We start from the raw sequence: 13734 nt of genomic DNA on the forward strand, positions 1-13734 counted from the left end.
AGGGTGCGCTTGCCCTAGCGAGCCATGCCGCTAAGGGGAAGCGGGATGGCACTGGTTCTCGGCATAGAAAGCTCCTGCGACGAAACCGCGGTCGCGCTGGTCGACAGCGACCGGCGGATCGTCGCGCAGCGCATCGCCTCGCAGGACGAAGACCATGCGCCTTTCGGCGGCGTGGTGCCCGAAATCGCCGCACGCGCGCATGCCGAGAGGCTCGCTCCGATGATCGCCGGCGTGCTCGAGGATGCCGCTGTCGGGTTGGCGGATTGCGATGCGATCGCCGCCACCGCCGGGCCCGGCCTGATCGGCGGTGTGATGGTCGGGCTGGTCAGCGCCAAGGCGCTGGCGATGGCTACCGACACGCCGCTGATCGCCATCAACCACTTGGAAGGCCATGCGCTGAGCCCGCGCCTCGCCGATCCGAGCATCGCCTTCCCCTACGCGCTGCTGCTGGTTTCGGGCGGGCATTGCCAGATCCTCCGCGTCGACGGCGTGGGGCAATATCGCCGCCTCGCCACGACCATAGACGATGCGCTGGGCGAGGCCTTCGACAAGACTGCCAAGATCCTCGGCCTCGGCTTTCCCGGCGGCCCCGCGGTCGAACGCACGGCGCTAGAAGGCGATGCCAGTGCCGTGCCCCTGCCCCGCCCGATGGTCGGCAGCGGGGAGCCGCATCTCTCCTTCGCCGGCCTCAAGAGCGCGGTGCTGCGCGCGCATGAGAGCGGCCGCTATGCGGTCGCCGACATTGCCGCGAGCTTCCAGCAGGCCGCAGTCGATTGTGTAACCGACCGGTTGCGTATCGCGCTCGCCGATATGGACGATGTCGATACGCTGGTGGTCGCCGGCGGCGTTGCGGCCAACAAGGGAGTGCGCACCGCGCTCGAGCAGCTTGCTGCAGGCCACGCGATGCGCTTCGCCGCGCCGCCGCCCAGGCTGTGCACCGACAATGCCGCGATGATCGCCTGGGCGGGGATCGAACGGCTCGGCCAGAACGACCCGCTCGATATATCGGCACGCCCGCGCTGGCCGCTCGATCCCGAGGCCGAACCAGTGCGCGGCGCAGGAGTGAAGGCATGACCCATCGACAAGCTCAGGCTGACCGGGTCGGGGTACTCGGAGCCGGTGCCTGGGGCACGGCACTTGCACAGATGCTCGCAAGCGACGGCCGCGAAGTGCTTATCTGGGCGCGCGAGGAACAACTGGTCGAGGAAATCAATTCCGCCCACACCAATTCGCTGTTCCTGCCCTCCGCCAAGCTGGCCGAAACTATCCGTGCGACCGGCGACCTCGCCGCAATGGGCGCAATCGACACGCTGCTCGTCGTCACGCCTGCGCAGCACATGGGCAGCGTTTTGGCCGCCATGCCCTCGCACCCGCGCGACCTGGTGCTGTGCTCGAAGGGGATCGAGGCAGGCAGCGGGCGGCTGATGAACCATGTCGCCAGCGATACCGCGGCCGGAAGCGCCATCGCCGTCCTCTCGGGCCCGACTTTCGCGCATGAGGTCGCGGCCGGCCTCCCGACTGCGGTGACGCTCGCCTGCGCCGGCGGCGAGGACCAGTGGGATCGGATCGCCCCGGTGATCGCCCGCCAGGCCTTTCGCCCCTATTATTCGGACGACGTCACCGGCGCGGAGATCGGCGGCTCGGTCAAGAACGTGCTCGCCATCGCCTGCGGCGTGGTCGACGGGCTCGGCCTCGGGCAGAACGCCCGCGCCGCGCTGATCGCCCGCGGCTATGCCGAGATGCTGCGCTTCGGCGAGGCGCTGGGCGCGCGCGCCGAAACGCTCGCGGGCCTGTGCGGCCTCGGCGACCTTGTGCTCACCTGTTCGTCTACATCGAGCCGCAACTTCTCGCTCGGCAAGGCGCTTGGCGAGGGCGCAAGGGCCGATGCGCTGATGGCCGATCGCCGTACCGTGGCCGAGGGTGCGCACACCGCGCCCGTGCTGGTCGAACTCGCCGCGCGCCACGGTATTGCCATGCCGATCGTCACCGCCGTCTACGGCCTGCTCAAGGGCGACGAACCGCGCAAGGTCGTCTCCGACCTCCTCGCACGGCCGCTGCGCGCCGAACAGGAAACCGCCGGGTGAGCGACCACAAACCCGACGAAGACCTGTCCGCGCTGGCCAAGGGCGGACGGCAGAACTTTTTCGGCTTCATCCTGCGGCTTGTCGCGCGGCTGCCCTTTCTGTTCATCGCGGGTCGGCTCTACGGTCCCGATGCGCTGGGCCGCTTCGCCTCGGCGCTGGTGGTGGTCGAACTGGTCGCGCTGGTCTGTGCCATGGGCGAAAAGCGCGGGCTGGCGCAGCGACTGGCCGAGGACGACGAGGCGCATCCGGCAAACCTGGTCTACGACGGCATGCTGCTCGCCTTGCTGTTCTCGCTCGTCGCGGCTGCTTTTTTCTGGCTCGTGCCCGCCCCGCTGTTCCCGAGCGGCGAGTTCACCGCGCTCGACCGCTTCATCGTGCTCGCCATCCCCGGCTATGCGCTGACCGAGATCGTCCTCGCCGCCCAGGCCTATAAATACGACATCGCCACCACCGTACGCGCCCGCGCGGTGGTCGAACCGTGGACCATCTCGATTATGGCGGGCGTGTTCTATCTTCTTCCGGCGACTTCGGATTCGGGGCTGTCGATGGCCTATCTCGCCTCGATCTATGCCGGGTTGGCGACCGGGTTGTGGTCGTTCTTCCGCAGCTACGGCCCCCCACGGGGCTGGCGCCCCCACCCGGTCTACATGAGCCGCATGACTGTGCGCGCGCTGCCGCTGGCCACTGCCGACGCCATCGAATGGGGCACCCGCCGGCTCGACATCTTCATCCTCGGCCTCTTCGCAGCGCCGAGCGCGGTCGGGGTCTATTACATCGCCCAGCAGGTCGCGAGCCTGCCGCAGAAGCTCAAGACCAGCTTCGAACCGATCCTCGGCCCCGTCATTACCAAGAACCTCAAAACGAAGAATTACGAAGCGATCGCCAGGCAGGTCTGCCAGGTCGGCTTCTGGATCGTCGCCATGCAGGCAGGAATCGCGCTGGCGCTGGGTGTACCGGGCGAAGCGGTGATGGGGCTCGTCGGCCCCGAATTCGTCGGTGGCACCGGCGCGCTCGCCTTCCTGCTCGCGGCGGAGGTGGTCGCTGCCACGGCGGTCGTTTCGGAAGCGGTGCTGATCTATGTCGCGCGGGTAAAGAACCTGTGGATCTCGTTCGGCACCATCGCGCTCCAGGGCGTGCTCACGGTGGTGCTGATCGAGGCCATGGTCGCGGGCGGCTATGGCGAGCCCTACAAGGCCGCCGCCGCCGCCATCGCGCTGATGCTGGCGCTGGGTACCGCGAGCCTGGTCAAGGCCATGCTGTTGTCGAAATTCCTCGGCCAGAGCATCAATACCTTCCGTTGGCCGCTGGTCTGGGCGGTGGCCCCGGCGGTGGTGGTCGGCTGGCTGGCAACGCAATTGCCCGAATGGGCCGAACTGGTCGTCGGCGTGCCCGCAATCCTGGCGGTTTACGGCTTCGTCATCTGGACGCGCGGCTTCGGGCCCGAGGACCGCGTGCTGTTCCGCCGCAATCTCGACAAGGACGAAGCCCCGGCAGGGTGACCTCGAAACGTCGGCGCGCGCGTTCAGTCGGCATTCACGCTGCGGTGATGTAACCCTGTATCACCGAAGTTCGGGGAGGACTGCCAATGCGTTACACCCAGATGCTGGGCGCCTGCGCGCTTGCCGCGCTGATCGCGGGATGCGCCACGCCGTCCGGCGGAGACGAGATCGTCCTGACCGGCTCGAAAGCCGAAGCCGCCGATAATGGGCGCGCGCCGCCCCCTCCACCGCCCCCTATGTCGGCCCCGCAGGCAATCTCGATCACGGGCTCGCGGATTGCCGCCACCGAAGCGGGCGATGCGACAAGCGCGGCGTCCGTTGCCGGCGCGAGCTACCGCTATTTCCCGCCGGTCTTCGTGCCCAGCCCGCCCAGCCGCGACCGGTATGACGGTGAAGAGGTGTCCCCGGTCAGGCTGGTCGCCGACGAGCCGGTTTCGACCTTTTCGGTCGATGTCGATACCGGCGCCTATGCCAATGCACGGCGCTTCATTTCCGAGGGGCAGCTGCCACCCAAGAGAGCGGTCCGGACCGAGGAGTTCATCAACTACTTCCGCTACGACTACCCCCGCCCCGACAGCCCGGCACAGCCCTTCACGGTCAACACCGACGTCGCAGCAAGCCCGTGGAATGCCGATGCCCGGCTGCTGCGGATCGGGCTATCGGGCTACGACATGCCGGCGCAGGAACGGCCGCCGGCCAATCTGGTCTTCCTGCTCGACGTCTCCGGCTCGATGGCGAGCGCCGACAAGCTGCCGCTGGTGAAGACCGCGATGCGCCAGCTGGCCGGCCAGCTCTCCGCCCGGGACCGCGTCGCGATCGTCGTCTATGCCGGGGCGGCGGGGCTGGTGCTCGAACCCACCAGCGACGAGCGCAAGATCAGGGATGCGCTCGACAAGCTCGAGGCGGGCGGCTCGACCGCGGGCGGCGCGGGGATCGAGCTCGCCTATCGCGTGGCCGAGGTCGGCCGCATCGAAGGCGGCATCAATCGCGTAATCCTCGCCACCGACGGCGATTTCAACGTCGGCACATCGGATCGCGATGCGCTGGTCGAGCTGATCGAAAAGAAGCGCGAAAGCGGCGTGTCGCTCTCGGTGCTCGGCTTCGGGCGCGGCAATCTCAACGATGCGATGATGGAGCAGGTCGCCGATGCCGGGAACGGCAATTATTCCTACATCGACAGCGCGCTCGAGGCGCGCAAGGTGCTCGGCGACGAAATGGGCGCAACGCTCTTCACCATCGCGAAGGATGTGAAAATCCAGGTCGAATTCAACCCCGCCGTGGTCGGCCAGTATCGCCTGCTCGGCTATGAGAACCGCGCGCTGCGCGAGGAGGATTTCGACAATGATGCGGTCGATGCCGGCGATATCGGCGCCGGCCACCAGGTGACCGCGATCTACGAGATCGTTCCGGCTGGCGCGAAGGGATGGATCGCGGTGCGCCGCTACGAGGACGAGCCCGATGCGCGCGCCCGCGACCTCGCGGCCGAGGCAGCCTTCGTCAAGCTGCGCTACAAGCGTCCCGATGGCGAGACCTCGCAATTGCTGAGCCATGTCGTGCCCGCCTCGGCGCTGCGGAATGCAATGGCACCGCGCGGAGACTTCGCCTTCGCCGCCGCGGTCGCGGCCTTCGGCCAGAAATTGCGTGGCGATGCCCTGCTGGAGAGTTACTCCTATCCGCAGATCGCCGCTCTGGCCGGTCCGCAGCGCGACTTCTGGCGGCAGCAGTTCCTCGAACTGGTGAAGACCGCCGATACACTCGAATAGGCCGCTTGGCAGGCGGGGCGGTTGGTGGCTAAAGCCAGCGCCATGCCGATCCGTCCCGCAATTGCCATCCCGGTCGGAGCCCTGCTGACGGGCGCGAGCGCCTATCTGCTGGCCGAGCCGTGGGCGCCGCACTTCATCGACCGGCTCGGTTCCCAGGCCGAACAGGCGATCGCCGGAGCCGGAGGCAACGGCGTCACCGCGCGTTTCGCGAATGGCGTGGGATCGCCCTCGCGCCATCCGTTGCTTTCGGGAGGCGAGAAGCTCGACGAGGACACCCGTGCGAAAGTGGCGCGCGCGGTCGCATCGATTCCCGGCGTCGGCGGGGTAACCTGGGCCGACGGCACGGCGCGCGCCGAAAGCGACGAGCCCGTCTACCAGCCGCTGCATTGCCAGGAGGATGTCGAAGGGCTGCTGCGCACGCGCTCGATCCGCTTCGAGGAAGCGAGCAGCGCGCTGCTGCCCGCCAGCCGGATGTTGCTCGACGAGGTGGCCGACGCGCTCCGCCCCTGCCTCGGTTCGATCATCGCGATTACCGGCCATACCGACAACCAGGGCACCGAACCGGGCAATCTCGCGCTCAGCATGGAGCGCGCACGCGTGGTGCGCGAGGCGCTGGTCCGCCGCGGCATCCCGCGCGACGGATTGCGTGCCAGCGGGGTCGGATCGAGCCAGCCTGTCGAGGGCCTATCGCCCAGCGACCCCGCCAATCGCCGTATCGAATTTTCGGTCATCCGCACCGAACCGCTTCGCCCGACCCCGGTCGATACGCCGGGAGCACGCTGATGCCATTGTGGTTCGAACTCGCCGCGCTGATGGTCGCCGCCTATGGCGCCGGGCTCGGCATCGGCTGGGCCCTGTGGGGCCGCAAGGAACAGGAAGAGGATTAATCCGTGAACGAATTGCTGCAGACCTACTGGCCCCTGATCGTCGCCGCGCTGCTCGTCGGCATCGCCATCGCCTGGTACGTGTTTCACGCCTCGCGCCGGACGCGCATCACCGGGACCAGCCGCGACGTGCTCGACGAAGGCGCCGCGCCGGCGGAACGCAACAAGGCGCTGATCGACAGCGCGCCCGCAGCCACGCCGATGGAACCGCCAGCAGGCGTCGCGCCCACTGCACCGTCCCCCGCGGGCGACGACCTGACGCGGATCAAGGGCCTCGGTCCGAAATTGGCTGCCACGCTCCGCGGCCTGGGGGTTACCAGCTTCGCCCAGATCGCCGGATGGGACGATGGCGAGATCGACCGGATCGACGCCGAGCTCGGCCGTTTCCAGGGCCGCATTCGCCGCGACGACTGGGTCGGGCAGGCGAAGCTGCTGGCGCAGGGCGACGAGAGCGGGTTTGCCGAACGCTACGGAAAGCTGTCCTGACGCGGGAACAAAGCCTCTCCAGCGACATTAAGTTCCATTGGGTCGGTATGCGAGGAGAGCGAAGATGGGTCAGCAATTGCGCGTACTCGTCGCCGAAGATGAACTCATCGTCGGCTACGACCTGTGCGATACGGTCGCCGAAGCAGGTTACGACGTCGAAGGGCCGTTCGAGAACCTATCCTCGGCGATGCTGGCCTACCAGAAGGCCAAGCCGGACATCGCTATTCTCGACGTCGAACTGGGCGACGGCATCGTCTACCCGCTGGCCGAACAGATGATCGCCGAAGACGTGAAGGTCATCTTCCATTCGGGCAAGCTGACTCCGGTCGAAGTGGCGCAGCGCTTTCCCGACGCACAGGCGCTCCACAAGCCCTGCCCTCCCGCGGCCGTCATCGATACGATCCAGCGCGCCGCAACGCACGGCTGAGCCCCTGAGCCACGGGCGCTGCGCAGGAGCGATGTTCGGCGCCGGTCAATCGTACCGCCGGGCCCCTTCCGGGCGATCCGCGGTCCGGCAATCGGCCTTGTCGGCGCCCCGCTTAGATCTATCGCGAGTGTACATAGGACCCGTCGCTCGCACTGCGCGCTCTTCCCGCCTGCGCGGGTCTTGCCCCGCGCCCTCAACCCTGCCACTGGCACCTGTGAAACAGAGGAGACCACATGGCCGGTATGGTGCCCTTCGCCTGGGATGATCCCTTCAACCTCGACGACCAGTTGACCGAGGACGAGCGGATGATCCGCGACGCCGCCCACGCCTTCGCGCAGGGTGAGCTGCAACCGCGGGTGATCGAGAACTTCAGCAAGGAAGTCGACGATCCCGAACTGTTCCCGATGATGGGTGAAGCCGGCCTGCTGGGCGCCACCGTGCCCGAGGAATATGGCGGCGCCGGTGCCAGCTATGTCGCTTACGGTCTGATCGCGCGCGAAATCGAACGGGTCGATTCCGGCTATCGTTCGATGGCCAGCGTCCAGTCGAGCCTCGTGATGTACCCGATCCATGCCTATGGCTCGGAGGATCAGCGCAAAAAGTATCTCCCCGGCCTCGCCAGCGGCCAGCTGATCGGCTGTTTCGGCCTGACCGAACCCGACGCGGGCAGCGACCCGGCAGGTATGAAAACGACTGCAAAGAAGGTCGACGGCGGCTACGTCATTTCCGGTTCCAAGACCTGGATCTCGAACTCGCCCTTCGCCGACGTCTTCGTCGTCTGGGCGAAGAGCGAGGCGCATGGCGGCGGGATCCGAGGCTTCGTGCTCGAGAAGGGCATGAAGGGCCTTTCGGCGCCCAAGATCGAAGGCAAGCTGTCCTTGCGCGCTTCGACCACCGGCATGATCGTGATGGACGAGGTCGAGGTCGGCGAAGATGCGCTGTTGCCCGAAGTGCAGGGCCTGAAGGGCCCCTTCGGCTGCCTCAACCGCGCACGTTACGGCATCAGCTGGGGTGCGATGGGCGCCGCCGAATTCTGCATGCATGCCGCGCGGCAATACGGCCTCGACCGGCACCAATTCGGCGTGCCGCTGGCATCGAAGCAACTCTACCAACTGAAACTCGCGGACATGATGACCGACATCGCTCTCGGACTTCAGTCGTCCCTGCGCGTCGGTCGCCTGATGGACGAGGGCAAGTTCGCCCCCGAGATGATCAGCATCGTCAAGCGCAACAATGTCGGCAAGGCGCTCGATATCGCCCGCAAGGCCCGCGACATGCACGGCGGCAACGGCATTTCGGAAGAATATCAGGTCATCCGGCACATGGTGAACCTCGAGACGGTCAACACCTATGAAGGCACGCATGACGTCCATGCGCTGATCCTCGGCCGCGCGGTGACGGGGATTGCCGCATTCTGATGGTGCTGCGGTCTGCCGGACTGTCCTACAGGGCGGCCATGTGCCACAGCAGCGCCATGCCGTTCGGTTTCGCCTTTTCATTTGCCGGGAGTGCGCCCCGTGTCCGGCGGGCAGGTTTTTTGCGATTGGACCGTGTAACAGGCGGTCCATGTCGTGAACTGCCTCTCGGCAAATCCTACAGGATCGGAGAACCGGAATGATCCGTCTTCATGGCTATTATCGCAGCTCGACCAGCTACCGCCTGCGCATCGCGCTGGAGCTGAAGCGGCTCGAATACGAGTATGTCCCGGTCAACCTGCTCAAGAGCGAGCAGAAAGACGAGGCTTTCACCAGCCGCAACCCCTTCGGTTCGGTTCCGTTGCTCGAAGTCGACGGCAAGGACTACGTGCAGTCGATGGCGCAGATCGAGTGGCTCGACGAAGCCTATCCCGACCACCCGCTGCTGCCTGCCGACACCGGCGATCGCTACGTGGCGCGCGAACTTGCCTATGCCATCGCGACCGAGCTGCACGCGCCGCTCAACCTGCCGGTGCTCAAGTATCTCGCCAATGAGTACGGCAAGTCGCAGGACGAAATCGGCATGTGGTATCGCCATTGGCTCGCCCGGACGCTCGACCCGCTCGAGGCGCGGCTGGCGCAGCTCGGCACGGGCGATTTCCTGTTCGACAAGCCCGGCTTCTTCGAAGTCTGCCTGCTGCCGCAGGTCTATAACGCGCGGCGGTTCGGTTTCGAATTTGCCGACAAACCGCATACCACCCGGATCGAGGCCGCATGCCTCGCGCTGCCCGAATTCCAGCGTGCGCATCCGGACAACCAACCCGACAATCCCGAGAGGACCTGACCCATGAAGCTCGCAACACTCAAGGACGGCACCCGCGACGGCAAGCTCGTCGTCGTCTCCAAGGACCTCACCCGCTATTGCGCCGCCGACAATATCGCGCCGACGCTGCAGGCCGCGCTCGACAATTGGGACGAGATCGCGCCGAAGCTCGAGGCGCTCTATACCGATGTCGAGCACCAGGCCGTGCCGTGCGAGCGGTTCCACGAGCGCGAGGCGCATTCGCCGCTGCCCCGCGCCTACCAGTGGGCCGACGGTTCGGCCTACATCAACCACGTCGAGCTGGTTCGCAAGGCGCGCGGCGCCGAGGTGCCCGAGAGCTTCTACCACGACCCGCTGATGTATCAGGGCGGCAGCGACAATTTCCTCGCCCCGCGCGACGATATCCCCCTCAAGGACACCAAGTGGGGCTGCGACATGGAAGGCGAGATCGCGGTTATCACCGACGACGTGCCGATGGGCGTATCGAAGGAAGACGCGGCGGATCACATCAAGCTGATCATGCTGGTCAACGACGTGTCGCTGCGCGGTCTGATCCCGGGCGAGCTGGCGAAGGGCTTCGGCTTCTTCCAGTCGAAACCCGCAAGCGCCTTCAGCCCCGTTGCCGTCACACCCGACGAACTGGGCGATGCATGGCAGGGCAGCGTTATCCACCTGCCGCTGATGGTCGATTACAATGGCGAGCCCTTCGGCCGTGCCAATGCCGGGGTCGATGCGACCTTCAGCCTCGCCGACCTGGTGGCGCATGCCGCCAAGACTCGCGATCTTGGCGCGGGCAGCATCATCGGTTCGGGCACCGTTTCGAACCAGGGTCCCGACGGAGATCCGGGCAAGCCGGTTTCCGAAGGCGGCCTCGGCTACAGCTGCATCGCCGAAATCCGCATGATCGAGACCATTGCGGACGGCGAGGCCAAGACCCGCTTTATGGCACCGGGCGACACCGTCCGCGTCGAGATGAAGGACGCCGATGGGCATTCGATCTTCGGCGCGATAGAACAGACGGTCGTCGCAGCCTGACGATCGCCCGCCTGCCGCGGATCACGTCATGTCTCGATCACGACCGGGCAAGCGGCGCTGGCGCATTGTGCTGGCACTGATTCTGGGCGGCGCCGTGGCGCTGTTCCTGCTGGTCACGAGTTCGGCCCCCTGGGTGCCGGAAACGCGCAATGCGACCGCCGAACAGGTCGCCATGGTGCGCGCATTGGCGAACGAAGCGCGGCGGAGCCGGGCAACCGGCGAACCGGTCGAACTCGAGCTCGACAATACCAAGCTCGATGCGCTCTCGGCGATGATGACGCAGGGATTCGACCCCAATCGCTTCGAGGCGAAGCTCGAGGATGGCATGCTGACGCTCACCGGCAGCCGCCCGCTGCTGTTCCGCTGGCTCAACATCCGCGCGCAAACGAGCGGCACGAGCGAGGGAATCCCGCCCTTCGCGGTCAGGATCGGGGCGCTTTCCCTGCCCGGCTGGCTGTCGCGCCTGGGGCTTGGCGTCGCCCAGCGCAGGTTGGCCGGGGAGGACGGCGCGCTCCCGCCGATCGATACGATCGTGCGCTCCATTAGCGTCCGGGAGGATACTCTCACCGCGCAAGTGGTCTTGCCGCAGGGCAATCTGCTCGCCCATGTCAGGGCGACGGGGGTGCCCGCCATCGACGACAGGGCCGTGGCTACGATCTATTGCCAGCTGGCCGAACAGCAGCGCTCCAATCCAGACCCTTTGCTCGCCCACCAACTGGGCCGTGCGCTGGCAGCCGCGGAACCTTCGCCCGAAGGCCATCGGTCCGCGCTGGTCGCGCTGGCGCTGCTTTCAGTGGGGCCGGAAGCGGGCAAGGTAACCGGCGGAAGCGAGGGCGCGATCGGCAAATGCGCCGGCGCCCCCGTGCGGCTGACGCTTCAGGGGCGCGAGGACTGGGCAAAGCACTGGGCGCTTTCGGCCGCTCTGGAAACCACCACCGGCAGCCGCATCAGCGCCGCGATCGGGGAATGGAAAGAGCTTGCGGATACGCTGGCCAAGGGCCCCCTGCTAGGGCCGAATGACCCGAGCGGCTTCTCCTTCGTCGACCTTGCCAGCGACCGGGCGGGAATCCTGACGGCGCGGCAGTTGACCGATCCCGACCGTCTGGCCGCTGCACGCGAGAGGTTGCTTGCCGCCCAGGACGATATGTTGCTCCCCCAGGCCGCGCTGTCGCTGAGCGACGGGATGACCGACGCGGATTTTGCCGCCCGCTACGGCGCGACCGACGATCCGCGCTTCGAAAGGAAGGTCGACAGCATCGATGCGATGCTCCGGCGGGGCGGGATCGACTGACACGATCGGGCGCTTCCCAGCCTGATCGGGCGCTTACATCGAGCGGGCGATCAGCATCTTCATGACCTCGTTCGAGCCGCCGAAGATGCGCGCGATGCGCGTGTCGCGGTACATGCGGGCGATCGGGTATTCGTTGATATAGCCTGCCCCGCCGTGGAGCTGGAGGCACTTGTCGACCACTTCGCTCTGCAGTTCGGTGACCCAGTATTTGGCCATCGCCGCCGTCGCGACATCGAGTTCGCCCTTGAGCAGCTTGGCGATACAGTCGTTGACGAAGACCCGCGCTGCCGTGCCGCGTGCCTTGAGGTCGGCGAGGACGAACTGAGTGTTCTGGAAATCCCAGATCGTCTGCCCGAAGGCCTTGCGGTTCTTGACGTAGTCGAGCGTGACTTCGAGCGCCTTCTCGATCCCCGTCGCCGCGCCCATCGCGATGACGAGGCGTTCCTGCGCCAGTTCGCCCATCAGCTGGTAGAAGCCCTTGCCCTCGACCCCGCCGAGCACGTTTTCGGCCGGGACGAAGACATTGTCGAAGAACAGCTCGGAGGTGTCCGAGGCGTCGAGCCCGACCTTGTCGAGCTTCTTGCCGCGCTCGAAGCCCTCGGCCCCCTCGGTCTCGAGCAGCATCAGCGAGATGCCCTTGGCGCGTTCGTTGGGATCGGTCTTGGCGACGACGATGATGAAGTCGGCGGTCTGGCCGTTGGAGATATAGGTCTTGGCCCCGTTGATGCGGTAGCCATTGCCATCCTTGAGCGCGGTCGTGGTGATGCTCTGGAGGTCGCTGCCGACTCCCGGCTCGGTCATGGCGATGGCGCTCACCAGCTCGCCGGTGACCAGCTTGGGCAGGTATTTCCGCTTCTGCTCCTCGGTCCCGTGGCGCACCAGATAGGGCAGGATGATGGTGTTGTGCAGGCTCGCGGCGAAGCCTTCGACACCGTGCTTGGCCTGCTGGTCGATCACCACCATGTCGTGACGGAAGTCGCCGCCATGGCCGCCGTATTCCTCTGGCACCGAGACGCCGAGCAGCCCAGCCGCCCCCGCTTCGCGCCAGAACTCGCGCTCGACCTGGCCGTCCTCGCGCCATTTCATGATCCGCTTCTGCGGCGCGTGCTGCTGGTAGAACTTGCCCACGGCGTCGGCGAAGATGGCGATCTCCTCGTCTTCCATGAACTCGGGCTGTGGTACGTCGATTACGGGCATCTCTCTGGTCCTCTCGGGTGTTCTCGTGTCGCGCGGAAGGGTCCTACTTGCCCTTCCAGTTGGGCGCGCGTTTCTCGGCGAAAGCGGCGGCGCCCTCGCGGGCGTCCTCGGAAACGAAGACCGGCGCGATCAGCTGCGTCTGGCGGGTATAGCGCTCGTCCATCGGCCAGCCGCGCGACTGCTTGATGACCTGCTTCGAGACGCGCACGGCGAGCGGGCCGTTGGCGACGATCGATGCGGCGAGCTGTTTCGCGCCGTCGAGCGCCGAGCCATCGGTCACGCGGTTGATCAGGCCCAGCTCATAGGCGCGCGCGGCGGTGATGAAATCGCCGGTCAGCGCCAGTTCCATCGCGATCCGTTCGGGGATCTGATCGGGCAGCATCATTACCCCGCCCGCCGCTGCAACGAGGCCGCGTTTCACTTCGGGAATGCCGAATTTCGCACCCGCATCGGCGACCACGAGGTCGCAGGCGATCATCAGCTCGAGCCCGCCGGCCAGCGCATACCCTTCCACCGCGGCAATCAGCGGCTTTTCGGGCGGCTTCTGCACGATCCCGCCGAAACCGCGCCCCTCGATGCTGGGCGATTCGCCGCGCAGGAAGCCCTTGAGATCCATGCCCGAGCAGAAGGTGCCGCCCGCGCCGGTCAGGATACCGACCCGCAAGGCATCGTCGCTGTCGAGCCGGTCCATCGCCGCCGCGATTCCTTCGGCCGCGGCCTTGGTCATCGCGTTCTTGGCTTCGGGACGGTTGATCGTGACGATCAGGATGCCGTCCTCCTCGCTCGTCAGTACCTCTTCGCTCACGCCTCTCTCCCATTGCAATTTGAAA

Annotated in this window: 13 protein-coding genes; 11 read left to right on the top strand and 2 right to left on the bottom strand. The window is 66.5% G+C overall.

Going from position 1 to position 13734, the window contains the following annotated elements:
• The first annotated feature begins 45 nt into the window (after positions 1–45).
• From tsaD to ACEQZ0_RS01130, 11 genes are all read left to right on the top strand, one after another.
• Positions 46–1074: a tRNA (adenosine(37)-N6)-threonylcarbamoyltransferase complex transferase subunit TsaD gene (gene tsaD / locus ACEQZ0_RS01080; RefSeq protein WP_370187464.1), complete on the top strand. Its 1029-nt coding sequence runs from the start codon at positions 46–48 to the stop codon at positions 1072–1074.
• Positions 1071–2084 (top strand): NAD(P)H-dependent glycerol-3-phosphate dehydrogenase, encoded by a 1014-nt coding sequence (locus ACEQZ0_RS01085; protein WP_370187467.1) that lies wholly within the window; start codon positions 1071–1073, stop codon positions 2082–2084. The genes tsaD and ACEQZ0_RS01085 overlap by 4 nt, the downstream gene beginning before the upstream one ends.
• Positions 2081–3583 (top strand): lipopolysaccharide biosynthesis protein, encoded by a 1503-nt coding sequence (locus ACEQZ0_RS01090; RefSeq protein WP_370187471.1) that lies wholly within the window; start codon positions 2081–2083, stop codon positions 3581–3583. Before ACEQZ0_RS01085 ends, ACEQZ0_RS01090 begins: the two co-directional genes overlap by 4 nt.
• 86 nt (positions 3584–3669) lie before the next feature.
• On the top strand, positions 3670–5346 hold the full coding sequence (locus tag ACEQZ0_RS01095; RefSeq protein ID WP_370187473.1) for a von Willebrand factor type A domain-containing protein: 1677 nt from the start codon (positions 3670–3672) through the stop codon (positions 5344–5346).
• Positions 5347–5388: 42 nt separating this feature from the next.
• Positions 5389–6129, top strand: coding sequence for an OmpA family protein (locus ACEQZ0_RS01100; RefSeq protein WP_370187476.1), 741 nt, complete (start codon positions 5389–5391; stop codon positions 6127–6129).
• Positions 6130–6236: 107 nt separating this feature from the next.
• The gene (locus ACEQZ0_RS01105) at positions 6237–6716 is read left to right on the top strand and encodes a hypothetical protein (RefSeq protein ID WP_370187480.1); all 480 of its coding nucleotides are present in this window, start codon (positions 6237–6239) and stop codon (positions 6714–6716) included.
• A 64-nt stretch (positions 6717–6780) separates the two neighbouring features.
• Complete coding sequence (locus ACEQZ0_RS01110) at positions 6781–7143, top strand: response regulator (RefSeq protein ID WP_370187482.1); 363 nt, start codon at positions 6781–6783, stop codon at positions 7141–7143.
• 242 nt (positions 7144–7385) lie between these two features.
• Positions 7386–8561: an acyl-CoA dehydrogenase gene (locus ACEQZ0_RS01115; protein WP_370187855.1), complete on the top strand. Its 1176-nt coding sequence runs from the start codon at positions 7386–7388 to the stop codon at positions 8559–8561.
• 199 nt (positions 8562–8760) lie between these two features.
• Positions 8761–9402: a maleylacetoacetate isomerase gene (gene maiA / locus ACEQZ0_RS01120; RefSeq protein ID WP_370187857.1), complete on the top strand. Its 642-nt coding sequence runs from the start codon at positions 8761–8763 to the stop codon at positions 9400–9402.
• Between the two features lie 3 nt (positions 9403–9405).
• The gene (locus ACEQZ0_RS01125; protein WP_370187484.1) at positions 9406–10416 is read left to right on the top strand and encodes a fumarylacetoacetate hydrolase family protein; all 1011 of its coding nucleotides are present in this window, start codon (positions 9406–9408) and stop codon (positions 10414–10416) included.
• A 28-nt stretch (positions 10417–10444) separates the two neighbouring features.
• Complete coding sequence (locus ACEQZ0_RS01130) at positions 10445–11707, top strand: hypothetical protein (protein WP_370187486.1); 1263 nt, start codon at positions 10445–10447, stop codon at positions 11705–11707.
• Between the two features lie 33 nt (positions 11708–11740).
• On the opposite strand, the gene ACEQZ0_RS01135 is transcribed toward ACEQZ0_RS01130, so the two are convergent.
• Both ACEQZ0_RS01135 and ACEQZ0_RS01140 read right to left on the bottom strand, forming a co-directional pair.
• A complete protein-coding gene (locus tag ACEQZ0_RS01135; protein ID WP_370187488.1) occupies positions 11741–12904 on the bottom strand; it encodes an acyl-CoA dehydrogenase family protein in 1164 nt (387 codons plus the stop codon).
• A gap of 43 nt (positions 12905–12947) precedes the next feature.
• Entirely contained in the window at positions 12948–13709 is a 762-nt protein-coding gene (locus ACEQZ0_RS01140; protein ID WP_370187491.1) for a crotonase/enoyl-CoA hydratase family protein, read from the bottom strand.
• Positions 13710–13734 lie beyond the last annotated feature (25 nt).

The sequence above is a fragment of the Qipengyuania sp. genome (assembly GCF_964227205.1).
In the GTDB taxonomy this organism is placed as follows: Bacteria; Pseudomonadota; Alphaproteobacteria; order Sphingomonadales; family Sphingomonadaceae; genus Qipengyuania.

Bases quoted from the DNA above. Each gene is read 5' to 3' on its own strand.
- tsaD (WP_370187464.1), top strand. From the start codon at position 46: ATGGCACTGGTTCTCGGCATAGAAAGCTCCTGCGACGAAACCGCGGTC.
- ACEQZ0_RS01085 (WP_370187467.1), top strand. From the start codon at position 1,071: ATGACCCATCGACAAGCTCAGGCTGACCGGGTCGGGGTACTCGGAGCC.
- ACEQZ0_RS01095 (WP_370187473.1), top strand. From the start codon at position 3,670: ATGCGTTACACCCAGATGCTGGGCGCCTGCGCGCTTGCCGCGCTGATC.
- ACEQZ0_RS01100 (WP_370187476.1), top strand. From the start codon at position 5,389: ATGCCGATCCGTCCCGCAATTGCCATCCCGGTCGGAGCCCTGCTGACG.
- ACEQZ0_RS01110 (WP_370187482.1), top strand. From the start codon at position 6,781: ATGGGTCAGCAATTGCGCGTACTCGTCGCCGAAGATGAACTCATCGTC.
- ACEQZ0_RS01115 (WP_370187855.1), top strand. From the start codon at position 7,386: ATGGTGCCCTTCGCCTGGGATGATCCCTTCAACCTCGACGACCAGTTG.
- ACEQZ0_RS01125 (WP_370187484.1), top strand. From the start codon at position 9,406: ATGAAGCTCGCAACACTCAAGGACGGCACCCGCGACGGCAAGCTCGTC.
- ACEQZ0_RS01130 (WP_370187486.1), top strand. From the start codon at position 10,445: ATGTCTCGATCACGACCGGGCAAGCGGCGCTGGCGCATTGTGCTGGCA.
- ACEQZ0_RS01135 (WP_370187488.1), bottom strand. From the start codon at position 12,904: ATGCCCGTAATCGACGTACCACAGCCCGAGTTCATGGAAGACGAGGAG.